Origin of the sequence: Oleiharenicola lentus (assembly GCF_051660365.1) — a bacterium.
GTDB lineage: Bacteria > Verrucomicrobiota > Verrucomicrobiia > Opitutales > Opitutaceae > Lacunisphaera > Lacunisphaera lenta_A.
The window spans coordinates 998,312-1,023,820 of record NZ_JBOZXB010000001.1 but is presented as its reverse complement, the minus strand read 5'-3'; the positions used below and the strand labels follow the sequence as shown (position 1 = coordinate 1,023,820).

4 protein-coding genes are annotated in these 25,509 nt (G+C 62.6%); 2 read left to right on the top strand and 2 right to left on the bottom strand.

The window, feature by feature from the left end; all coding sequences use genetic code 11:
* Positions 1–5: 5 nt before the first annotated feature.
* Positions 6–21,179: an Ig-like domain-containing protein gene (locus ACRRQW_RS03830; protein WP_438479933.1), complete on the bottom strand. Its 21,174-nt coding sequence runs from the start codon at positions 21,177–21,179 to the stop codon at positions 6–8.
* 173 nt (positions 21,180–21,352) lie between these two features.
* On the opposite strand from ACRRQW_RS03830, the gene ACRRQW_RS03825 reads away from it, so the two are divergent.
* Positions 21,353–23,380 (top strand): 7TM diverse intracellular signaling domain-containing protein, encoded by a 2,028-nt coding sequence (locus ACRRQW_RS03825; RefSeq protein WP_438479932.1) that lies wholly within the window; start codon positions 21,353–21,355, stop codon positions 23,378–23,380.
* Between the two features lie 5 nt (positions 23,381–23,385).
* Positions 23,386–24,030 carry a LuxR C-terminal-related transcriptional regulator gene (locus tag ACRRQW_RS03820; protein WP_438479931.1) on the top strand — a complete coding sequence of 215 codons (645 nt, stop codon included), beginning with the start codon at positions 23,386–23,388 and terminating at the stop codon, positions 24,028–24,030.
* 268 nt (positions 24,031–24,298) lie between these two features.
* Here the strand turns inward: ACRRQW_RS03820 and ACRRQW_RS03815 are convergent, their stop codons facing one another.
* Entirely contained in the window at positions 24,299–25,384 is a 1,086-nt protein-coding gene (locus tag ACRRQW_RS03815) for a sensor histidine kinase (RefSeq protein WP_438479930.1), read from the bottom strand.
* Between the last annotated feature and the right edge of the window lie 125 nt (positions 25,385–25,509).

The following is a 25,509-nucleotide window of genomic DNA, read 5'->3' as shown; positions in this document are numbered from 1 at the left end:
ATAAGTTAGTTGTGATCGGCTTGATAGAAACGCCCGGCGCCGTCGCTCGGCGCGGTGGTGTCCTCGGCGGTGGCGAGGCCTTGAGCGTTGGTGGTGACGGTCGTGAGTGGCGTCCACGTGACGAGGTCAGTCGAAACCGAAATCACGTAGCTCGTGAAGGCGACACCCTTCAGCTGCAAGGCCGCGCCGCCGCCGGCGCGGTTGCTGACGGTGAGCGTAGGTGCGGTGGTTGGCGCGGTGGTCGCGACCGTCACGGTGACCGGCTCGCTCGCGAGGCCTTTGCTGTCGCGGACGGTGTAGGTAAACGTGTCGGTTCCGGTGATGGCGGCGTTTGGCGTGTAGGTGATCGTCGTGCCGGTGAGGACGACGGGGACGCCTTGAGCGCTCGTGCCGGAAACGGCGGTGATCGTGATGACGTCGCCGTCGGCATCGCTGTCGTTGCCGAGTAGCGTGGCGGCGGAAACGCTGAGTGCTTCGCCGGCGGCGCGGTTGACGCTGTCGGCTGCGCCGACCGGTGCGCGGTTGAGCAGCTTCACGGTCACCGTGCCGGTGACCGGTGTGGCCACGCGGCTGTCGGTGATCGTGTAGGTGAAGGTATCGTCGCCCACGATGGCCGTCGGCGAAGCCGCGGTGTAGGTGATGAGACCCGCGTTGACGCTGATCGTCGCCCCTTGCGCGCTGGTGGTGGCCGCGGCGACGAAGGTGAGCGGGTCGCTGTCCGGATCAGAGGCCGCGTTGATGAGTGCGGCGGTGGTGATCGTGGCCGGCTCGTCGTTGTGGCGTTGGATGATCGTAGCGCCCGCGAGAGGCGCGCGGTTGACGAGTTTGACCGTGACCGTGCCGGTGACCGGTGTCGCCACGCGGCTGTCGGTGATGGTGTAGGTGAACGTGTCGTCGCCGGTGATCGCGAGCGGGGCGGCGGTGTAGGTGACGACGCCGGCGCTGACGCTGATCGTGGCGTTTTGCGCACTCGTGGCGGAGGTGGCGACAAAGGTCACCGTGTCACCGTCGGCGTCGGTGGCGCTGCCCAGCAACGTGTCGACGTCGATCGTGCCCGGTTCGGTGTTGTAGCGGTTGATGACGTGGTTCGTGCCGGCGACCGGCGCGCGGTTGACCAGCTTCATCGTCACGGTGCCGGTGGCGATGGCGCCACGCGGATCTTTGACCGTGTAAGTGAACGTGTCCTCGACGTTGAGTGGCAGCGACGCCGGCGTGTAAACGACATCAGTGCCGACGACCGTTAGCGTTGCGCCCGCGGTGCTGAGGGCGCTGACGCTGTCAAACGTCACGAGGTCGAGATCGGCATCGGTCGCGCCCGCGACGAGGTTAGCAATCGGGATGATGCTCGCCGCGTCCGTGTTGAAACGGCCAACGTTGTGCGCCGCAGCGACGGGCGCGCGGTTGAGCAATTGCACCGTGATGATGCCGGTGGCGGTGCCGCCCTGAGCGTCTTGGATCGTGTAGAGGAAGTAATCCTCGTCGGCGATCGCGGTCTGCGAGGCGGCGGTGTAGGTGAGCGTGTCACCAGTCTTGGTGATCGTGGCCCCGAGGGCGCTGGTCGTTTCCACGCTCACGAAGCTGAGCGCATCGCCGTCGGGATCGTTCGAGGCGGCCAACAATGCCGTGGTCGTGACCGTCGCGATTTGATCGTTGGTGCGCGTCAGCGTCAGGTCGGTCGCGACCGGGGGACGATTGGCGATTTCCAGGAACACCGTGGCGGTCGACGTGGCGCCGCGGGAATCGGTGAGCGTGTAGCCGAAGCTGTCGGCCATCTGCGTGACCGTCGGCGGAGTGTAAGTGATGACGCCGCTGGTGAGCGTGACGGTGCCGCCGTGCGTGCTGGTGGCGGTGACCGCCGCGACTGACGTGAAATCGTTTTCGGCGTCGGTGTCGTTGGCGAGGAGGATGCCGGAGTTGATTTGCAACGGCAGGCCATACTCGCGTTCGAGCGTGTCGTCCTGCGCGACGGGCGCGGTGTTGTCGTAGAGGACCGTCACGGTGACAGTCTGCGTGCTCTGGCGCGCGTCGCTCAACGTGTAGGTGAACGAGTCGTCCGCGGTCGAGGCGCTGGCGGCGTAAGTGATCGTGCCGCCGGCGAGCGTGACAGCGATACCGTTGGCGCTGAGCGGGGACACGGCGGTGATGCTCAACGTGTCGCCGGCCGCCGTGTCGGCGTCGGTGTCGTTAGCGAGCAGGGAGGCGGTGGTGATGAACTTTGCGTTCGTGCCGCGCGTGGTTGTGTCCGCGACGCCGACGGGCGGAGTGTTCACGATGAGGCGCACGAAGCCGCCGTCGCCGCGACCGCCGGGCTCGGCCGCGCGGTAGAAGAAAGCGCCGGGGAGGCCTGCCTCGTTGGGGACGCCGTCCTCGCCTGTGAAGTCGGTCGGCGGCGTGTAGGTGAAGACCGGTCCGGTGCCGGTGAGCGCGCCTTGCAGGGTGGGCGAGATGAAGGTCGAGAACGTCAGGGGCGCGTTCTCGGCCTGGGTGACCGGCAGCGTGAAGGTGAGCGGTTGGTTCTTGTCCGTGTAGAAGGTGAAATCGCCACCGACCGGCGTGGAGCCGCCGTGGACGAAATTCACCGGCAGGTCGTAGCTACTGGTTTTCCCGAGCACGTCGCTCAACGTCACGACCACGTTAAAGTCACGGAAATCGCCGAGGTTGGGGACGAGGGTGTAGTCACCCAGCTGCGAGCCAATCGTCAGATCACGGAGGCGGGCAGTGACCTCCGCGAGCGTGCCGGCAGTCTGGATGGAGGTGGCCGCATAAGGATCTTCATCGTCCACACCGATCCAATCGGCCGCGTGATTGCCGAAACCAAACGAGCTGATCCGGTCTGCCGGCAGCGTGACGGTGACGGTGATCGTTTCCGCATGATCCGAATCGGTGACTTGCAGCGCGTTGAACGCGGAGTCTTCGGGATGCAGCGGATCGTAGACGGCGTAGCCGTAGCCTTCTCCAGCGCGATAGGTCACCCGGACCGGTGCCTGGCCACTGAGGACGGGGGCGGCATCGCCGGCGACATCGCCAACGAGGATCGTGACATGTCCGCGGTCGAAATTGTCGTAAGCATCGACGGCGAAATAATAGAATTCATCGGTGCCCGTGAAGCCCACCGGCGGCGTGTAGACCAGATTAGGCCCAGCGCCGGTGAGCGTGCCGTGGGTCGGCTGATCGGGCTCGTAGGTGAGAGCAACGCCGTAGGTCTGCACTGAACCCGTCAGCACGATCGGCGAGGAAACGTCGTTCTGCACAATGAACTTGAGATCCGCGGCATCCACAGAACCGCCGCGCACGTCGATTTCCACGTGACCGGTTGCGACGTAGTCGAGTTCGTCGGTCACCTGAAATTCAAAACTATCCGAGGACGCAAAATTGGCGTTCGGCGTGTAAGTCAGGTTGGGCGCCGTGCCGCTCAAGACGCCATGTTGCGGCGGCGTGGTGATGGTGTAGCTCAACACATTGTTAGCCGGCGCGATGACATCGAGGATGAGCGCGCGCGGGGTATTCACCGGAGTATCGAGGTATTGGGTCGTGGTCGTCGGGCCGTAATAATCATAGGTGCTCAACAGGACATCGCGTTCGAAGCGGTAATTGCCCTGCACCGCCGCGAGTTTAACCATTCCGCCCGCGCCGCCGGTGGTGGGTTCAACGCGCAACACCGGCGCGGCCATCGTTCCGGTCAGCGTAAACCAGCCCGACTCAAGCGAGCCGTCGACGTCGACCAGGATGGAATCCGGCGCGGAGCCGACCACCAGCGAGAGTTTATCCAGGCCGCTCACTTCCGTGTAAGCGATTGGCGCGATACTGACGACGCCAGGTCCGGAGACGGTGGAGAAATACGAGCGCACCGTCAGCGCGCCGTCGTTGATGAGCGAGGTCCCTAGTCCGGTGATATTGGCTTTGAAGAACGTGGCCATCATCGGGCCGTAGAGATCCTGCAAGTCGCCGTCGGCGACGAGGAACACTTCGGCGCCTTGCGCGGCGAGGTTGTTCGCAAAAGTGCTTTCCGGGTCGGCCACGTCGCCGTGGAAATAAAGCAGGCCGTTGTGATCGAAGATCGCGCCGCCGCGGCCCGTGCCGCCGGCGCCACCGAGGGCGGAGTTGTGCGTGAACACACATGCCTTGAGGCCGACGGAACCATTGTGGCTATAGATCGCCCCGCCTTCGCCATTCGCGCCGGTGCCACCGAGCGCGACGTGGTGATCGAACGTCACGCCGACGGCATCGAGTGACGCGGCGTAGTTGTCATCGCGATCCAGGTAAACCGCGCCGCCGCGGCCGGCTTGGCCGTCAGCGCCGGCCGCAAGGCCGTTGGCGAGCGTCAGGTTGCGCAACTTGAGATTGCCGGACGGACTGACGTAGAACAACCGCATTTCGGCGGCATCGTCGCCGCGACGAATCGTCAGACCGGGCGCATCCGTGCCATCGAGTTCGACATTGCCGTCGATGAAGAAGGCAGACGGACCGGCCGGCGTTTGTAGCGAAGCTTCGGGCAACTCGAGGGTTTTTCCAGCGAGCGAGGAATCGAACACCACGCGCCAGTCTTGTGTGTTGAGGCGCGGGGCGTGCGCGAGGACTTCGGCGAGCGAGCCCGGTCCGGTGGGTTCCGCGCTAGTGACGCGGCGTTCCGAACGGACATTGCGCAGGGTGATGCGTGCACTGGCGGCGAGGTTTTGCTCGGTGTTCGCGCGATAGATCAAGTAATCGACGCCTTCGTAACCCGGTTCCGGGGTATACATCAGGTTTGGCACCGTGCCAGAAATTGTGCCGTGCTCTGGTTGGGTGAGAATCTCGAAGGTGACTGGCGTCACGTAATCGTGAGTGCCAGTGAGGGTAAACAAGACCGCGTTGCCATCGATCGCATACACGTCCTGGTCGGCGACGGTCGGAGCGACAAACGGCGCGGTCAGGAAACCAACCGTGAACTGATTGGTGTAGGAGATGCCGTCGTCGATCGCGGTCAGCAGCACGTTGGTCACGCCGCCGGAATTGCCACCCGGGGTGAAACGCAGGGTGCGGGTCAGCCCTTCGGTGCCGATGATTTCCATCTGCGGAACGCCGGCGTCACCGCGATAAAACTCCGTGTCGGCGGTCGCGAACGACAGCGTGGCAGTCGGCGAATTGAGCGTGATTGTCTCGTCGTGGTTGCCGTTGATCTGGCCGACCGTCACGCGGGTGATCACCGGCGTGATATTCGGCAAGGGCGGCGAGTCGATGTTGCGATCGATGATCGCGACCGTGCCGGTCCCGATGCGGGCGACCGACAGGCTTTGGAACCGGGTGTTGGTCCAAGTCGAAACGACCGCGCCGTTATCGCCGACGAAGTGAGCCGCCGCGCCGGTGGTCGGCGCCTGGTTGCTGATCAGGCCGCTGTCGGTGAAGTCGACGGAGCCGTTGCGGAGGAAGAGTCCGCCACCGGAGCCATTGCCGGAATCGTCTTCGGCGTGATTGTCGATGAAGTCGACGTTGAGGAATGTGAGGGTGCCGCCCGCATTATAGAGCGCGCCACCTTCAGCGCCGGTGGTGGTGAGGCCGTGCGCGTAATGGTTACGCAGGATGACATTCTCGGAAGAAATCGTGCCTTCGTTGTAGATCGCCGCGCCGCGCGCCGGGAGGCTGGCGGATTCGCTGCGCACGAGACCATCGATGAGTTCGAGATTTTTCAAACGGAGCGAGCCCGTGCTCGTCACGCGGAAGAGGCGCAATTCAGCCGTGGAGGCGGCGCGCTTGATCTTCAAGCCGGCCGCAGCCGTGCCGTCGATTTCAAGGTCACCAGTAATGAGCGCGGCAGTCGGGCCGTGCGCGGTGTCGGTGGCGACGCTGAGTTCCAGCGTCTGGCCGGCGAGTGCGGAGTCGAACGCGATCCGACCGCTGCCGCCTTGCGTGACGATGGCGGCGAGCGCATTGGCCAGCGAACCGGGCCCCGAGGCATCGGTGGTGGAAACGGTTTCAATCGTGTCGCTGATCGAGAGCGCCACGCCCGCGCCGGCGGTGTTGCCGAACGCGTCAGCCGCCGTGAAGACAAAGGAATCGCTGCCGACGTAATCGTTGTTCGGCGTATAAATCACCGAACGGCCCGTGAGCGCCGCCGTGCCGTGGGCCGGTTGCTGGCTGATGGCAAACACCAGCGCTTCGCCTTCCGGGTGGGTCGCACTGAGAGTGAACGTGCGCGCGTGATTCTTGAACAACTTCACCGATTGCGCCTCGGCGGTCGGCCCGTCGATCACGCGGGAGATGGCGAGAGTGACGCGGCCCGACGGTGAGGTGGAAACGAAATCCACCGGCGCTACCTTGAATGAGTCGGTGCCGTAGTAGTGGCCGGTCGGCGTGTAGGTCAGCGTGAGCGGCTGTGCGTTATTGAGGTAGGTAAGCTTCTGCCCGAGCGTCACGGCGACACCGTTGGCTTTCAACGTGCCGTGGGTGGGCAGGCTGGTAATCACATAGCTGTCGACCGCGCGGACAAATCCCGTCGCCACGTTTTCCGTGGTCGAGCCGGTGAAATCCGCCTGCGTGAACGTGAGCGTGGTGGCCTCGGCCAGCGTCTTCGTGAAGCCGGCGAAATAATTTCCGGGCATCCAGAAATGCACGCGTGAGCCTTGCGGCAGCGCGACGTCGGCGGCGCCGTCGCCATTCAAGTCAGCGACCGCGACTTGTGCGGTGGCGGTAGCGCCGGTGGAAGTCCACGTAGCCGCGGCGGAACTGAACGACGCGTAGCCATTGTTGCTCCACACCGTGTCGACCGAGTTGCCGGTGATGGCGAGGAGATCGACTGTGCGGTTGCCGTCGAAGTCAGCGGCGGCAAGTTGGACGACCTTGCCGGCGGCGAAGGAGTAGCGGCGCACGAATTGGCCGGTCTTGTCGTTCGTGTAAATGTGGATCGTGTCGTTCGTCGTGCCGCCGGCGATCGCGAGATCGGGCCAGCCGTCGAGATTGAGGTCGGTGAAGACCATCGTCTGCGTGCCCGCGATCTTGAGCGTGGTGCCGGTCGTGAACTGGCCCGTGCCGTCGTTGATCCAGGAGTAGATATCGCCGCTGGTGCCGCGGACTTGGATGAAATCCAAATCGCCGTCGCGGTCAATGTCGCCGATGGCGGCTTCGCGCGTGGCGTCGCCCGCCGGCGCGAACGTTTGCGCCGTCGCGGTGAAGGTGCCGTCGCCGTTGTTGAGCAAAAGCGTTTCCGCACCGCCGAGGACGAGGAGATCTTGTTTGCCGTCGCCGTTGAAATCGCCCGGGAGCAAACGACGTCCGGAGTAAGCGAGTGACGCGGTGAGAATGTTCGTCGCGATGCCGCCGGCGGTGTCGATAGTTTCAATGGTGAGCGAGCTGTTGCCGCGCGAGCCGACGAAATCCGGGCGGCCGTCGCCGTTGAAGTCGGCGAGCGCGAAGGCGTTCCACTGGCCGGTGGCAGCGTATTGCAGGCGGGTGAAGTTGCCTTCGCCGTCGCCGAGATAAATCCAGGCGCCCTCGTCGCCGACGAACATCACGTCGTTGTTACCGTCGCCGTTGATGTCGCCCGCGGAAGCGCCAGTGATGTTGCCCGTGGTCGCGAGGCTGTCGCTGCGGCGGAATTTTCCGTTGCGGCTCACATTCGGTAGCGAGAAGCGCATCACGTAAGGTTTCGCGGTGCCGCCGAGTGCGGTGACGATGCCGGCGGTGGAAGTCGCGTCGACGATTTCACCCGGTTTGAAGGTGATGCCCGTGGTCAGGTTCGGTTGCAGCAGATCGTTGGAAACGGTGCCCCAGCGGCTGGAGAGCAAGCGGCCTTGCAGGAAACCGTGAACGATCCAGCTCGAATTATTAACGGCATTGTTGGCGAGCGCCTGATCGTAAGTGAAACTGAGGTTCGGCTTCGCGTTTGGCGCCATCGTGCCGGGGCCAGGGAAGCTCGCGGTGACGACGGCGTTGATCGAAGCGACGGTGCCGTAAGCGACGATATAGTTCGTCGACGTGTAATCGGTGCCGAGCAAACGGAGGCTCGCGCCTTCGTAGAGTTCCGGTGACCACGGCAGGCGCAAGGTGCGCAGCGTGCCGTTGGTGGTGTCGGCGCCGGACGGCACGACGACATTTTGCCAGCCGGTGCCGGTGTTGATCTGCCAGACGAGGCCCGCGTAGTTGCGCGTGTTGTCGTAGGTGATTTCCAAATAACCGCCGACGACGCGGCGGGAGAGCGCAAGGTCGAGCGTGACGGTGGTGGACGCGGTCGTGGGTTCGATGGCACCCAGGTCAACGAGGTCCTCACTGGTGCGTGCGGCGCCGAGCAAATCGGTTTCGCCGGTGAGGAGCACGGAGTTGTCGCCGACGTTGCGCGCCGGGGAATCCGTGCCGGGGAGCAAGCGGCCGGCAACGCCGATCAGGCGTGGGTTGTGACCGCTCAGGCCCGGGCCGGTGAACGTCGCGAGGCCGTCGATGAGCGTGTGATGGATCGTGAGCGTGGAGTTCGCGGTCTTCAGCTGGCGGTTTTCAACGGAGCCACCGATGGCGGTGTTGCCGAAGAGAATCGAGTTCGCGATCGTGCCTGTGCTGTTCGTCAGCACGATGCCGGCGGTTTCCTGCAGCGTGGCGGAATTGTTTACGAGCGTGACGCCGATGAAGGTCGCGGTGGAGTCTTCGATCGAAATCGTGCCCGCGCCCGCGGCGGAGAAGCTCGCGGAGGTCGTCTGGTTGTCGCCGAAGTAGGAATTGCGGACGGACACGGTCGCGCCGGCCTGCGCGCGCAGCACGGCGGCGCTGGCGATGGCGATGCCGGGGAGCGGCAGCGATTTATTATTGATGAACGCGCAACGATCGAAACGCGCGGTGGCGTTTTGGATATTGAGCAGGCCCGGGCCGTTCTGCGTGGTTTTGTTGCCGGAGAACGTGCAATCGAAGAAGTCGGAAACGCCGCCGGTGGAGAGATTGATCGCTGGGGAGAACGCGTTGGCGTTGAGGAACGACGTGCGCTTCACCACGAGGCCGGTGGCAATCGAACTCAGGAACTGCGTGCCGCCTGTCGGCGTGAAGGCCGAGGTGGTTTCGAATTTAGAATCTTCGATCAGCCAGCTGGAACCCATGAGCTGCAGGGCGCGCTGGTTGTTCGTGAAGGTCGTGCGGCGGATCGTGCCGCTGTCGGTCGCGAAAAACACCGGCGCGGCGTTGTTGGTGAACAAACAATCTTCGAGCAACAGGCTGCGCGCGTAGTTGGAGGAGAGGGTGGCGCCGTTTTCAAACTTCACGTTGCGGAACACCGTCGGGCGATGCTGCACGGTGATGGCGTTGGCGCGCATCGTGAGCGTATCGAACAGCGCGGTGTCGAGCGCGTTGGGAATGAGAAGGGTGTTCGCGATCGCCGTTTGCGTGCGGTCGGTCTGTCGGTTGTTGCGACTGGTTTCGTTGCCGCGGAAGCCGCCGTAGAAACGCAGGGCGCTCGGCAGCGTGATTTGCGTGGTGTCCGCGTAAGTGCCCTGCGCGATCCAGAGTTCGGTGTGGCTCGGCGAACCGGCGACGGCGTCGGCGATGGTGGTGAACGCGGTGGCCCAGGACTGGCCGTTGCCGCCAGCGGGGGCGTAGGCGTTGACGTAGCGCACATTGCTGCGCGCGGTGGTGACGGTGTAAGTTTCCGAAACGTAAGTGGAGCCGCCGAGCACACGGAAACGCACGTAACGGTCCGCGATGTCGTCGCTCGCGGGTGCGGCGACGGTGAGTGTGGACGTGGTGCCGGAATTAAACTGGCTGAAGTCGCCACCCGCCGGGAGAGCGACCCACTGGCCGTCGACCTGCGTTTCCCAGAGGATGCGACCGATGACGCTGTTGTCAGCGTTCACCGTGAAAGTGCCGGGCGCCGTGCTCCAGACCGGGATGAAGGCGCCGCTGCTGCTGGCGCTGATTTTAATCGGCGTGAGATCCGCGGTGCCGGTGAACTCACGCGCGCCGAGATCGACCGTCGTGCCCACGAGACGGTGGGCACCGGTGACGTCGGTGCCGTTGATCGCGATGGCGGTGTTGTCGCCGGCGTTGACCGCCGGGGAGAACGCGGAGAGGCGATATTCGTCGGGGAAATTTGGATCGAAGACCGGCGAGAAATCAAAGTTGTGGTCGCCGACGTAAAGCGAGAGGCCAGGGAGCAACGTGGAGGAAACCTGCACGACGCCCGTGCCCAGGTTTTGAAGATTCTGCTGCTCCACGCTCGTGTTGACGACGTTGTTGGCGACCGTGTTCGCCCAGAAAATGGAGTTGGTGACGGTGAGATTTCGCGAATTAACCAGCACGGAGCCCGCCGTATTCCACGCGGCGGCAGTGTTGCCGGCGAAGGTGACGTTGGTGAGCGAGAGCGTGCCATCGTTCGTGACGATCGTCGGATACCAGCCGCCGCGCACGGTTGCAGTGTTGCCGGCGATCACGGAATTTCGCACGGCAGCGGTGCCGGTCGAGAGGACGTAAAGCGCGGAGGCTTGGAAATTGGTGTTGGCGGTCCACGTGCAGCGGTCGAAATCAGCCGAGCCGTTGCGCACGGAAACGGCGGAGTGCGTGTTGCTGCGGAAGATCGTGTCGCGCACCGTCGTGATTTGTCCGGAGAGATTGCCGTCGATGCGAAGGGCGGAACCGATGTCGTTTTGGAATCGCGACCAGTTGTTTTCGAAACGGCAGGAAACGATTTCCGAAGCCGAAGCCGTGTCCCGGATCGCGCCGTCGGCGTTGCGGGTGAAAAGACAGTTCTCGAAGAGCGGCGAAGAGGACGTGTTATCGACTGCGGCCGAGTAGAAATTCGTGAACGTGCTGTTGCGCACCGTGAGGTTGGCGGCTTGCAGGATGAGGCCGCGCTCCTGGGCTTTCGCGCGGAAGGTGAAACCATCGATGAGCGTGTCGCGGGTCAGCGGATGGCCGGTTTGATCGACGAAGCACAGCTGGCTGATCGTCTCGGGTTCGAGCAACGTCTGGGCGAGCGCCGAGCGTTGTTCGAGGGCGTTTTCCGTGCCGGCAAAACCGCCGTAAAGTTTCATGCCGTCTTCGAGCACCATCGGCGTGGTGAGCCGGACGGTGGATTTGCGGCTGACCCAGATCTCGGCGCCGGGGCTCCAGTTGGCGAGCGCTTCGTTCATGTTGCGGAACGCGGTGGCCCAGGTGGTGCCGTTGATCGCGCCGGTCGCGCCGACGTCGACATAGATGACGCGCTTGCTGACGACGCTGAGGACGAATGGCGTGGAATTTACCGCGCCAAAGGTGTAGCGGAAACGCAGGCCGTGTTCTGCGGCGGTGGTCGGGGTGATCGTGAGCGTGCTGGTGTTGCCGTTTACCGTGATCGTGTAGATGCCGCCCGTGGTGAGGGTGCTCCACACGCCAGGCGCGGTCTCGACCTGCCAGACAAACGTGCCCGCAGTGGCGGACTCGGCGACGAACGTCGCGGTGCCGTTCACGGCGCTGTCGAGCGAAGTGGGCGAGCGCACAATGCGCAGCGGCGCATCGGGTGTGCCGTAGAATTCGTGGGCGCCCAGATCGGGCGCGGCGCCCCACGTGCGGGGATAGCCGCCCAGATCGTAACCGGTCTGTTGGGGGGACGGATTGCCCGCGTCGATTGCAGGCGAGATGCTGGAAAGCCGGAAGTCACCGGCGCTCGCATCGACAAAGAGCGGCGCATCGGCGAAATTGCCGGTGCCACCGAGGCTGGCGAACCCTTCGACGATCGAGGAAGTGAGTGAAACGGTTGCGGTGGATTGCGCATCCGACGGTGCGCGGTGCACTTGCTGTTGCTCGAGACTGAGGCCGGTGCGGCGGCTGCGGTTGTTCCAGAAGATGGAATTTTGCGCGACGAGCGCGCCGTCGTAAAGGTAGATGCCGCCGGTGCCGTTGGTGTTGTCGTTGCCGTAAACGGTGGACTGGAGAATTTCCACGGTGCCACGCGTTACAGAGCTCGCGCGACCGACGACGATGAGGCCCTGGTAGCTCGAATGATTGCCGCGGATGAGGGAGTTGCGGAAGGTGAGGGTGCCGGCGTAGGATTGGATGAGATCCGGGCCGGTGTTGTCGCGCACGGTGCTGAGATCGATGATGACTTCCGCCGCGGGGTTCTGGCTGACGAGCATCATGCCGTTGGCGGAACGGAAATCGTGGAAGAGCGAATTCGTGATCGTGAGCTTGCCGCCGGTGGAGTTGAAGGCGCGGCCCGTGCCGGTGAAATCACCGCGCGTGACGGTGGCGTCACCGTTGCTCATGGCGATGCTCGCCGGGCCGTTGTTGCGGAATTTGCAGTCTTCGAACAGCGGCGTCGCCGCATCGCTGATCAACACCGAGCCGCTGTAAGTCGAATCGCGGAACACGGAGCGGCGGATAATCGGCGAAGCGTTGCCGGAAAGCACGAGCCCGAACGTGGTGGAGGTGAACGTGACGCCGTCGACGAGCGTGTTGCGGTTGGCGTCGGCGGAGCGCACGCGCCCGGAGATGATCGTCAGCTCGCCGGTCAGATCGCGCTGGGTGAAGTCGGTCGCGTTGGTCGTGAAGCCACCGTAGAGTTCGACGCCGGGGCGAAGCACGAATTCAGTGCCGTAGGATTCGTAAGTGCCGGCTTTCACCCAGATCTCGGCGTTGTCCGGGGCGTATTTGTAAGCGTGGGAGAGATACCGTGAGGCGTTCGCCCACGTGGAGCCGTCGCCATTGGTGGCCGCGCTGGCGGCGTCGACATACACGCGCGGGCGCACGGTCGGCGTGAGATACGTGACCGGCGAGCGGAAGGCGGTGCCGGTGATGGTATAAACAAAACCCACGGTGTCGGTCGCCGCGATGTTGTTGAGCGTGAGCGTGGAACTCGTGGCGGTGTTCGTGATGACAAAGCGCGCATCGCTCGCGTCGAGCGGGATCGCGGCCGTGCCGGTCCAGCGGAACCAGTTCACCGTGGAACCGACGAGGCCGTTGACCGTGAGTGTGCCGGCGCTGCGGAGAAACACGGGCGTAGTTTTCGGCGTCGCCCCGAGGGAAATCGGCGCGAGATAAGTGCCGCCCGGGTAACCGGCGAAGGTGTAAGCGCCGAGGTGGAGGCCTTGGTTGATGGAGGCGGGGCGCGACGTGCCGGCGAGATCGTAGTCCGTGAGGTAGGCATACACGCCGTTGAACGTCGCAGGAGAATACGGATCGAGCCGGTAGTTGCCATTGTCCGCGTCGACGAACAGCGGGTTGACGCCGCGGTTTTGCGTGCCGCCCAAGGTGCTGTAGCCCTCGAGGATGCTGCCACGCAGATCGAGCGAACCGCCTGCGCGTTCGATTTGCTGGATTTCGATGCTGTTTCCTGAACCGAGGCTGCGGTTGTTCCAGAAGATGGAGCTGACGATTTGCAAGGCACCGCTGTGTTGGCGAATGAGCGGGACGGAACGCGGCGTGCCGGTGTTCGTGATTTGCTGGAGGACGGAGTTGTCCGCGATCGTGACGTGACGCAGGCTGAGATCGCCCGAAACTGTAATCGCCGGCCCGGTGTTGTGGTCGAAAAGCGAATCGGTGATCACCAGCGGGCCGCCCGCTTCGATCTGGTAGGTGCCGGAATTTTTCGTGAACTGGCTGCGCTGAATCAAGCTGCGGGGCGGCGGTTCGGTGCCGCCCGCGTTGCCGAGTTTGATCAGGTAACGGTCTTCGTAGATCTGCGTCGCAGCGTTGCCCACGCCGGCGGTGTTGTCCGTGAACGTCGTGTCTTCGATGATCGTGGAACCCATGAAGCCGACGTAGAGCCACGTGTTGAGATTGTTCCGCACCACGCTGCGCGAGACTTGGGCGTAGCCATATTGATCGAGCTTCAGCAAGATGCCGGCGTTGTTGCGGAACAAACAGTCTTCGAAAATGCCGCTGGCGCCGAAGTCGATGAGCACTGCGTTGCTCACGGAGGGGGACCCGAAATCTGCGAAGACGCAGTCGCGGAAAAGCACGATGGCGCTCTTGGTAATCCAAATGGAATTGGAACCCTGGGGCGTGAAAGTGAACCCTTCGAACCCGGTGCTGAAATCGAATTCCCCGCCCGAGCCGTCCGCGTAAACCATGTTGCCACCCGTGATGCGCGTGAGGTTGGTGTTCACATTACGCACATCACGCTGCGCGGCGGAACCGCTGTTGCCGTAACCGCCGCGGAAGAGAACGCCCGGCGTCAGCACCAACCGGGTCGGCGTGTAGAGACCGGCGGCGACGCGCACTTCGAGACCGGAGCCCGAGGCGAGCGCCGCGTCGAGCGTTTTGAACGCCGTGCCCCACGTCGCGCCGTTGCCGCCGCTGGCGGCCTTTTCGTCGACGTGAACGACGCGGCGGGTTTGCACATTCACGTTGAAGCCCGGTGCATAGAAACCGAGCGACGGGATGCGGTAACGATAATCGCCCGCCTTGTCTGCGCTGGTGTTGTTCACGTTCAGCGTGCTCGATGAATTAGTCGTGGTGATCGTGTAGCCGTTCCCGTTCGTGATGACGGTCCATGCCCCGTTGACGTAGCGTTCCCAGACCACGTTGTTGCCCAAGGCGGCATTGACGAAATTTTCTCCAGCGACGGTGAAGGTGAGATTGCTGCCGTTGTAGGTGGAGACCGGCGCCGGTGCGGAGGTGAGTTTGATAATATTGCTCACCGCCGCGGCCGACTCGAACGCGCCGAGGTCGAGCGTGCGCGTGACGCGACCCGGGTAGGCGATGACTGGCGCAAGGATGTCGAGAGCGCTCAGTTTGCCGGCGTCAATCGCCGGCGAGTTGGCGATCACTGCGAACGGTTGCGCGCCGCTGCCGACGAAGAGCGGATTGAACGGCTGATTGTTATTTCCGGCGAACGCCAGCAGGCCTTCGACAATGGAGTATTCGATCGCCAGGCTGCCGCCGCCGCTGGCGAATTGGTAACGCTCCATTGCGTTGGCGGTGCTCCGGCTCGCGACGGCGCCGCGATTGCCCCAGAAAATGGAATTCGCGACGTGAGCCTGGCCCCAATAATAGAGGCCGGCGCCTTCCTGCTTGGAGGTGCGATTGTTCGCGAACGTGCAGTTCACGAGCTCGAGGTTCGCCCCCGTGGCAATCGCGCCGCCCTGGTCGCCGGCGCGGTTGTTCGTGAAGAGGGTGTTGGTGATGGTGAGCGAACCGCCCGTCGCGTAAATGGCGCCGCCCTGACTGTAGGTGCGGTTGTTATCGAACGTGCAGCGATCGATAATCAGATCGGAGAAGGTCGCCGTGATCGCGCCGCCGTTCGCGCTGTTGTAGGAATTGATGAAACGGCTCGAACGGAAGACCGGCGCGCTGCGATCCATAGCCACCGCGGCGTTGGCCGGGCCGACAAAGGAGCAGTTTTCGAACGTCGGTTGGGCGCTTTGGATGATGACGGCGTTGCGCGTGTTCGCGCCGACGAAGTCGCAGTTGCGATACACGCCGCCGCCGCCGATGAGGTAGAGGCCGGCGGTGTTGGCGTTGGTCACGACCTGCACGCCATCGAGCACGACCTGACGACCGAGCACCAGGCTCGGGTAATAATTGCCCGCGATATTGTGGCCCTGACCGCTGGTGACCGTCACTTCGTTGAGGAAAGTGGTGTTGGCGGAAGTCAGTGACCGCTGGCTGAGCGACGTTTCCGTGCCGGCGAATCCACCGTAGATCGTCACGCCGGGGACGATGGGCTGATTCTTGAGGGTGTAGGTGCCTTTTTTGAACCAGAGTTCGACGTTGTCCGAAGGGAGTTTGTTGTAGGCTTCTTCGTAAGTGCGAAACGCGGTGGCCCAGGAGAGACCGTTGCCGCCGGTGGCCGCGTCGGCGTTCACATAACGGATCACCGGCGGGATCACTTTCAAGGTCACGACCGGTAGCGGCGTCAGCGCGCCGAACTGCACGGTCTGGAGGTTCGCCCGCACGCGGAACGACGGCAGGATGGCGCCGCCGGTATTGGTCACGACCAGCGTGCTCCCCGTCGCGGCGGTGGAAAGCGTGAACGGGAGCCCGGCGACATCCGCGCCGACAAAGCCGTTACCGCGATCGATTTCCCAATTGACGATATAGCCCGCGCCGGAAGGCCAGGTGTAGCTAAACGTTTTCGAGAAGAGACTCGTGCGCTCTTCGCTCGAAGCGGGCAGGGTCAGGAGATTGAACGTCGTTTTCGGTGTGCCGACAAACGGATAGGCGCCCGCCGAGAGCGCGATGGCGGGTGAGTTGGCGGAGAGCGTGTAGTTCTGCGTCAGCGGGTCGGTGAAAAGCGGGTGATAACCGAAGTTTCCGCCGGTGGTGAACGTGACGAGGCCTTCGATCAACGAGTGCGTGACCGTGAGCGTGGCGTTCTTCGATTTCAGCTGGGCTGGCTCAAGCGTGGCACCGAGTTCGGTGGCGTTGTCGCGATTGTTGAAAAGGATGCTGCGTTCGACCGTGACCGTGCCGCCGGTGATATCGACGCCGCCTGTGCGCAGGCTCGCGAAGTTGTCGGCGATCGTGGTTTTGGTCAGCGTGACATTGCCGCCCGAAACGGAGAGCGCGGCGCCTTCGCTGCCGGAATTTTGCGTGAAGAGGCTGGATTCGAACACCACATTTCCAGCGCTGACCTTGGCACCGCTGAGTTTGTTTTTGCGGAAAGTGACATTTTTAAACGTCGCCGGGCCGCCGATGAGCGCACCCGTGCCCTTTTCGTTTTCGATGATACAATTGCTGATCTTCGCGGGCAGCGCATTGCCCTGCGTGTTGATGGTGACCGCTTGATACAACGCGCTGCGCAGGGTGAAACCGTCGAGGACGGCGGACAACGGGATATACTCGTAAGTGGTGATCGACAGGAGGTAATTCGAGTAATCGTAGATTTCCTTCGCGCCCGGTTGGGCGCCGTCGAGGATCGTGGGATAGAGCGCAGGATTGCGCTGGCTCTGCGCGGTCTCGTCACCCTTGAAGCCGCCGTAAAGGACCATGCCGGAGTAAAGGGTGAACTGTTTTCCCGTGCCATTGCGGTTGGGAACGTAGGTGCCTTGGGCGACCCAGATCTGGCAGTAGTCGCTGGCGTTTACTCCGCTGTTGGCGGCGAGCGCTTCCTGCAACGTCTTGAACGCCGTGGCCCAGCTCTTACCGTTGCCGGACGCGGTGACGGCGCCGTTGACGTAGTAGCGCGAGTTCGCCGCGCCGGTGAGCGCTGCGGAAGCCACGGCCGTATTCGAGCCACCCACGGTGACGCGGAAGCTCCAGCCGTTCCATTCCCCGGGAGGTTGCGTCAGGACGAGCACGCTGCTGTTCGTGCCGGAGATGCGCGCATCCGTCGGCAATGCGACGAAGCCGCGGCCGTCGTTTTTGTTCACCATCCACGCGAACGTGGCGTCGGACGTGAGCGGATTTTCCGGGTGAAACGTGAAGCTGTAAACCGGGCCGTCGTCGGTGATCGTGCGCGTGGCGGTCACGATGCTGTAAACGGAATTGGTCGTGCCTTGGAATTCGTGGGCGCCTAGGTCGACCTTGGTGCCGACCTGACGCGGGAGATTATTCGCATCGAGAGAGAACCAGCCCATCGCCCGATTTTCGCCGCGGTTGATCGCAACCGAGCGCGAACCGAGACGCAGGTCGAGTTGCACGGCGTTCACGAAACCGGGATCGGTATCGAGACAGTTGTCGACATAGCTATTCGAGAGGCCGGGAATCTTGGCGTAGAAAGTGGAGGTGTAACCTTCGTCCTCGGCGCCTTCGCCATAGTCGTTGCGGTCATACGCCTTCGTGGAAATTTTCGTGAAGCCCGCCATGTAGTCGCCTTTCACGCGGACCGAACCGCCGCCGAACGAGGTGGTTTGCAGGCCTTCCACCAAGCTGTAGGCGAAGAAGAAACCCAACTGGTCTTCCGCGGTGATGTGGATGCTCGCCAGTTCCACCGGCAAGCCCGAGGCGGTAAACGCTGTCGAACCGTTGTTCGTCAAAATGGAGTTCTGCAAAATGCCGCTGACGCCGTCGAAATAAACGGCGCTACCGTAATGTTCCTGGTCGCGGTTTACGTAGCCGCTGTTCTGCGTGATCGTGCAGTTGCGGATTTCGTTCGAGAGCACGTTGACGTAGATCGCGCTGCCCGCGCCGGAGTTCGTCGAGGAATTCCGCGCGAAGACGGAGTTGTAGAAATTCGCTTTCTGGCCGGCGGCGTTCGACGCCATCGCGGCGACGGCGCCACCTTTCAAAGTCGAGCGATTGTCGGTGAACCGGCTGCGATCCATCAGGAGCGTCGTGACGCTGTAAAGCGCGCCGCCGGTGTTGGCGACGTTCGACTCGAACTTACAATCGGTGATGGATAAAATCCGTTCGCCGGCGGCGTAGATCGCGCCGCCCTCGTTGGTCGCGGTGCAATCGCGGAACGTCACGTTCGCAAACGCGAAGGCCGTGTTCCCGAGATACGCGCCGCCGCCTTGCGGCTCACCCGTGCCGTCCGCTTTGCCTTTGCGCACGATGAAACCGTCGAGCACGAGCGCACCTTCGGTGTTCTGCTGTTTGATGACGTGATAGCTTTGGCCGGCGGAAGCATTGCCGGGGACTTCCGAGAGCTGACCGGAGAGCGTGGCGAGGTTGTTCACGAGATCGCGGTCGGCGAACACCGTTTCCGTGCCGGCGAAGCCGCCGTAAACGCGCGTGCTTTTGCCGAGCGAGAAGGAGGCGAAACGATCGCCGGTTTTGCTCGGATAATACGTGCCGAGGGCGACCCAGACTTCGGCGCCGTCTTTCGCCATCATGGTTTTCAGGTCGTCGCTGGCGTTGGCCCAGTTGCGGCCGGTTTTGTCGCCCGCGCCGGTTGGCGTAACGAAATAACGACCGACCGATTCGGCGGTCGCGGAACCATCGGAAGCCGTGGGCGATTGCACGGCGCCCATGCTGATGGAATTCGCCGCGTAGGTGCGGGCAGCGCCGAGAAAATCGAGCTGTTCGGACAAGCCGCTGAACACGAGACCATAGGAATCCAGCGAGCCGCGGTTGATCACCGGCGAGGTCGGGCCCGGCAGCCAGCCATCGTGAAAGATCGGATCCACGGAAATGTTGCCGCGGTCATAGAGGTAACGGTTGCCGCTGCCGGTGAAGTAGAGTTCCAAGGCATCGTGCGCAGAATTGGCATCGGCGAACTGCCGGATTTGCGCGGCCGCTTCGAGTCCGCCGCTGAGCAAAACCGCTTTCGTGAAACCGATATCCACGAGGCCCCACGCATTTTCGAGCGTGCTCAGGCTCTCGATGTTACACCCGAAAATGTCCGTCGTGCCGACAAAAAGAAAACGATACTGGATGGCCTCGTCGTAACATTTGCGCACGTCCTTCGAGAGATTCTTCGGGAGGGAGGTGAAGATGTCCGCGCCGCCCTGCACGCTGCCGGTCGTGGGGTTGTGGTTTCCCCACAGCACGGAATTCGTGAGGTTGAGTTCGGCGCCGAGCTCGACGCCCACCGCGTAACCGCTGGCGGCGCCCGAGGTGTTGTCCACGATCGTGCAGTTCAGGATACGCGCGCGGGCGTTGCTCGCGAGCGAGATGGCGGAGTAGCCTTTCGCGCCGTTCGCGGAGAACACGGAATTAACGATCTGGGTTTTGTTGTAAGCGCGCTGGGCAATCGCGCCGCCGTCGCCCGCCGCGTCGTTTTCGGTGAAGAGGCAGCGTTCAGCGACGTAGTTTGCGTGCACCGCGAAAAGCGCGCCGCCGTCACCGTGGGCGATGTTATGATCGAAACGCACGCCGACGAAACGTGTCGGTCGACTCTTGTTGATGAACTCGCCGTAAGCGAACCGGACGTCGTTCTCGGCGATATCCTTGTTCATCTTCGCGTCGGAAAAATAGGTGTATTTGAGTTCGTCGATCCAGCCTTGCGGCGTGAACATCTTGCGCCACATCGGGGCGAATTCCTCGCTCCAGTATTTCGTGTAGGCGTTGTTGACGCCCTGATCCTGCAGCGCGAAGACGAGGATGTCGCTCGCGAGCACGGTGTAGGAAACGACATCGACGCCGATCATCGCATTGCTGACTGCAGTCGAGCCGAGGGCGTTGATCGCCGCATCCTGGGCGACACTGACGGCGACACCGATCAGGCGGCCGGTGCTGTCCTCAATGGAAAGCAGGCCGGATTGGGAGGTAATCGACGGGGCGATGTTGGCGCGGGAGATGTCGTCGTTCACTTTGTTGGCGCCATAGAAAATATCGTTACCGAAAAGAAAACGCGCGCGCGTGTCGGCCCAGTTGGCGAGCGGCATCGCCGTTTGATTAAGTTGCACCGCACCGCCGTTGCCGGAGACGTTGCGCAGCATGGCGCCGCCGTAAAAATTGCTGCTCTGCGCGCGGCCCCAGATGGCGCCACCGGCGTCCACGGCGCTGTTCGCCACGAACCAGGTCGAGCCGCACTCGATTTGCGCGCGGAGGATCGCGAGCGCGCCGCCGAAACCGAGCGCGTGATTTTGCACGAGGTAACAGCCGTCGATCGTCAGGTTGGTGCCGGTGGGCACGGTGTCGGATTCGATAAAGATGCCGCCGCCCGCCGCTTGGCGCCGCACTTTCATGTCGGAGCCGCCAAAGGTGTTCAGCGCGAGTTTATTGATCGGATCGCGCGGGTTCGGCTTGGCCATCGAGAGGACGTCGCCTTCGGGCGTCGTCTCGCGATGCACGGCGTAACCGCCGGTGATGATGAGACTTTGCAGCGTGACGCCGACGCTGTTGGTAATCGTGACGACGTTTGTGACGTTGTCTTGAAGCGTGGTGTTCTCCGGATCGAGTTGCACGGCCGCGAGCGCGGTGGCGCGGGTCGTCGGGGCGGTGGTGGCAGTGTAAGGCTGGCCAATGTCACCGCTCAACACGGTCATCGCCGAAGTATCGGAGAGCGTGCGCGCGCCGACGGAAGATTCGGGGGCGGTCGCGCTGAACGAGCCGATGAGTTTGACGTGGCTCGGAATGCTGAACGTGCCGAGACGCGGATCGGTTTCGAAGATAAAGTCGTCCGGATTGAGCGCAGGGGCGTCGGGTTTATAGGTGCCGGCGGTGATCCAGATTTCCACGGGATCGCCGGCGGTGGGATTCAAGGCTTTCGCGGCCGTCAACGCAGTGGAGAGATTGCCGTAAGCGGAAGCCCACGAGGAGCCGTTGCCGCTGGCGCCGGACTTTACGTAGACGATGCGCGCCGCGTGGGCGGAGGTCGCCGCGCATAACACTGTCAGCGCAAACGCGACGAGCGGGCGGGTGGCGCGGCGAGGGAGCGGGTGCGTGCACCAGGAGAGGAAGCGGGTGAAAAACAAAGCAAAATTTTGCATGGGCGCGACGGACGAAAGTGGGGGAGCAGGGAGATCGAAAAAAGAGGGAGGACGTGACCCTCATTTCGCCGGTGAAAGGCGCGCCGACACAACCGGTCAAACCTAGTAAATCTACGAGGTTTTGGGGTGAGCACGGGCTTGCAGTGGGCGAAACCGGCGGTGAACTCCGCGGGATGCTTTCTCCCCGACCAATTTCGTGGCCCATCGCGGGCTTACTGATGTTTGTCGCGGGAGCGTTGGGCTGGTTACTGTTAGGATTCGGCGGGCTGCCGGCGGGGGTTCGTCCGCTCGCCGATAACCCCACCGCGAGGATCGAATTTTTTGAAAACGTCCCCGACATGACGATCAACGATATCATCGCGCTGCCCAATGAAAGATGGGAGGTGCTGAAACCGGGCCGAAAGCTGATTTATTTCTATAGGCAACAGTCTATCTGGCTGAGGCTTACGTTGAAAAACGAGACGGATCACGCGCTTCACGGCGTGATGAGCCACGGGGATATTTTTCTGGACCAACTTGAGTCATGGTCGATCGACAGTGCGGATAAGGCCGAGCCGATCGATCGCTGGCGGCACGAAGTTTCGGGAGAGATTTACCCAATCACGGAGCGGGCGCTGTGGGGACGAGATATTGCGTTGCCGATCAGCGTGTTGGCTAGGGGAGAAACCACGGTATATGTGCGGGCATTCGATCATTTCGGACTGGGCCTCTTGCCGGTGTGGTGGCCTAACCAGACGGAATTTACGGGAGCTCAAGCCCGCTCCCTGTTGGCGGAAGGCGCCTATTTCGGCCTGCTGGTCGGTTTGCTGGGTTATAACCTGATGCTGTGGTTGCGGCTGCGGTTGCCGGATATTTTCTATTATTCTCTCTATCTCTTTTCGGTGGCGTGGTTTATGGCATTGGCGCGGGGCATGCCGTCGTTGCTGGGCTGGACGCTCGCTTCGCCGCCTTTGGAAGCTCTGATTGCGATGACGATGGTGCTGAGCGGCGTGTTTTTGGTGCAGTTCGCGCGCGTGTTTCTCGATTTCAAAACGCGCCAACCGCGAGTCGACCGGCTCGCCCGCGTGATGATGGCCGGCTTGCTCGTGATCGCGGCGTGTGCGCTAAGCGGTCTCTGGATTGCCGACGTGAGCTGGATGCGGACGGCGGTGCTGGGCGTGGGAGTCAGCCACGTCACGTTGTTGCTGCTTTCGTTGTGGGCGTGGCAACGCGGCATCCGGCAGGCGCGGTTTTTTTCCGCGGCGTTCGGCTGCTTGTTTGCCGCGACTATCCCGGTGGTGGTGCTCTGGTTGGGAAATAATTTCGTCGGGGCCAAAACGATGATGTTTTTGATGATCGGCTCGGCGCTGGAAATGTTGCTGCTGTCGCTCGCGACGGCGGATCGCTTTGCGCAGGCGCAGCGCGAAAAAGTCGACGCCCAGGAAAAACTCATCGAGGAAACCGAACAGCGCCGCGCGATCCAGGAAGCTTACGCGGACGAACTCGCCGTCGAAGTCCGCGAGCGCACGCGCGATCTCGAGGATGCGAACACCGACAAAGACCGCATGATCGCGGTCATCGGCCACGATCTGCGCAGCCCGCTCACGAGCCTCACGCAAACCGCCGAGCAACTCGCGCGCACCCCCGAGGACACGGCATCGCTTTTGAAATTTGCGCGCGATTCCGGGCAAGTCGGCCGACAGACATTATTGCTCATCGAGGATTTGGTGTTGTGGGCGCGCTTGCGCGCGGGGCTGCGGCAACCTTCGACGAAACATCCGGTGCGCGCACTCGTGGCGCCGGTCATTGCGCTGCATCGCGCGTTCGCCGGACAACGCGGCATTGAACTCGCGGTCGAGGGGCCCGAGACGTTGCGCATTTCCACCGACCTCGTGCTCGCGCAAACGTTGCTCCGCAACCTCGTGGCCAACGCGTTGAAGTTTGCGTGCAACCGCGTGCTCGTCAGCGCACGCCAGGAAGAGGGCGGCGTGCGCATTACGGTGAGCGACGACGGCACCGGGCTGCCCGCGAAAGTGCTCGCCGCGCTCACGAAAGAAAACGCGGCGATCGATAATTCCGAAAGCGGTCTCGGCCTGCGCCTCTGCATGGAAATCGCGCGCGTGCTGCAGACGAAACTCGTCGTGGTCGCCAGCACGCAGCAAGGCACGGAATTTCAATTCATATTGCCCGCCGCCGGGTCGGACAGTACGCCGCCGGTTTAAAAAAGATGACCAATTCAGCGCACACGTTTCACGTATTGCTCGTCGAGGACATGGGCATGTTTCGCGCGTTCATGGAAAAGTGGCTCGCGACCCTGCCGCGTTTTCAACTCGTGGGTTCGGCGGGCTCCGGCGAGGAAGCGATCCGTTTGATGGAAACCATCACGCCCGATGTGCTCGTGGTGGATCTGCAATTGCCCGGGATCGATGGATTGGAATTTGTCAGCATCGCGCGACAACTTCGTCCGCAAGTGCGCGCGCTCGTGCTCACGTCGCTGCTCGATCCGCTCACGCTCACGCGCGTGCGTGAGAGCGGGGTGGAAGGTTACGTGGAAAAAGACGCGCCACCGGAAGTGCTCGCGGTCGCTCTAGAAACCGTGGCCACGGGTCGCCAGTTTTATTCTGCGCGTTTCAGCGAAACGCTCGCGCTCGAAGGCCAGAAATCGACGGCCGTCGGTAAAATTTTATCGCGGCGCGAACAGGAAGTGCTGAGCCACGTGCTCCTCGGAAAAACCAGCCGTGAGATCAGCGAAGTCATCGGCCTCAGCGCGCGCACGGTGGAATTCCACCGCGCCAACATCATGACAAAACTGGGCGCGACCAACGTGACCGAACTCGTCGCGAACGCGAAACAGCGCGGGCTGAGCGCGTGAGTTGAGCGTAAAATCTTTCTCGTTCTCTTACTCTTACTCTTTCTTCCAGAGACGGGGAGACGCGTGAGTGAAAGTTTTCGATCGGAGAAAGAGAACGATAAGAGAAAGAGGAAAGATTATCGGCTCGGGCGTTTCTGGTCGATCGTGAGGCCGAGCGCCGGTCACGCTGGTTGGGAAGGGCTTTTTCCAGAGGAAATGACACGTATTACGTGTCATTCGGATCGGCGATCCTGCGCTGAAATCTACAGGTCCGGTAAAGTGGCGCGGTTTAAACCGCGTGTAATGAGAGCGAGATTTCCTCGGAGAAATTAAGCGGGAGGCGCGCTTGCACTTGCACACAGCCGTTGGGCGTTTGCACCGAGAGTCTGGCATGATCACCGCAAAGCAGCGACAGGCGGCGGCGCACGTTATTGAGGCCGATGCCGGTGGAGTCGGGCGCTTCGCCGGGAGTGCGGGCGATCCAGCGACCGGAATTTTCGACGGTGATGAGCAGCTCGTCGTTTTCCACCGTGGCGTTGACGCGCAATTGCAAGGGCGAGGGCGAGGTGCGAATGCCGTATTTAATCGCGTTCTCGATCAGGGGCTGGATGAGCGCGGTGGGCGCGAGCGCGACGCGGGCTTCGTCGGTGGCGTTGATCTCCCACACGAGGCGCTTCTCGCCGTAATTCGAGCGTTCGACATGCAAGTAGCTCGTCATCGCGGCGAGTTCGTTACCGAGCGGCGCGCGGTGCGAGCGCTGGCTCAGTGAATAGCGGAGATAGTCGGCGACGGCGTGCGTGGTTTCGATGACGGCGGCGGGATTATCAGCGGCTTCGCCGATGATGGAATTAAGCGCGTTGAAGATGAAATGCGGATTCATCTGCGCGCGGAGCAGCTGGAGCTCGGCTTCGCGGTTGGCGGCTTCGAGTCGCGCGAGGCGCAGCGCGGTGTCGTGCGCGGCAAGTTCCTGGCGGATGACAAAATACAGTGCGCTCCACGCCACGTAGATCGCTGTGCGCAGAAAGAGGGAGCCCACCAACGCGAGTTCCGGAAGCTCGGGTAACTTGACGAGATTACGCGCCATCTCCGCGAGAGCCACGTCGATGCCCGTGGCGACCAAACAACAGAGTGCGATCTGCCACGCGCGGCTGACGAAACTGAATTTATCGGACGGCCAGCGCTGATAGATTTTCCACAAGCCCAGCGTGAGGAAAAATCCAATTACCTGGCGCAGGATGCCGATGAAGATCGCGGTGTTGCGATCCTGAAAGACGATCATCACCGCAAACGTCAGGAACGGGATCACGAGGAGCCACCCGCCGATCTGCAGGCTCCAAAAAAGCCGGCTGCGCGAGCGTGGCGAAGAGAAAGTCACGCCCGGAGTTTCATGAGCGCCGGGCCGTAAAGCGATTTCAAAGACGAGGGAAAAATACCCAGCACTGACGCAATAAATTGGAAATTGAGAGTCCGGGCGCAGCGGGCTTCTTGTTCAGCTCAAGC

Coding starts and splice junctions, on each gene's coding strand:
- ACRRQW_RS03830 (WP_438479933.1), bottom strand. CDS start 21,179: ATGCAAAATTTTGCTTTGTTTTTCACCCGCTTCCTCTCCTGGTGCACG.
- ACRRQW_RS03825 (WP_438479932.1), top strand. CDS start 21,353: ATGCTTTCTCCCCGACCAATTTCGTGGCCCATCGCGGGCTTACTGATG.
- ACRRQW_RS03820 (WP_438479931.1), top strand. CDS start 23,386: ATGACCAATTCAGCGCACACGTTTCACGTATTGCTCGTCGAGGACATG.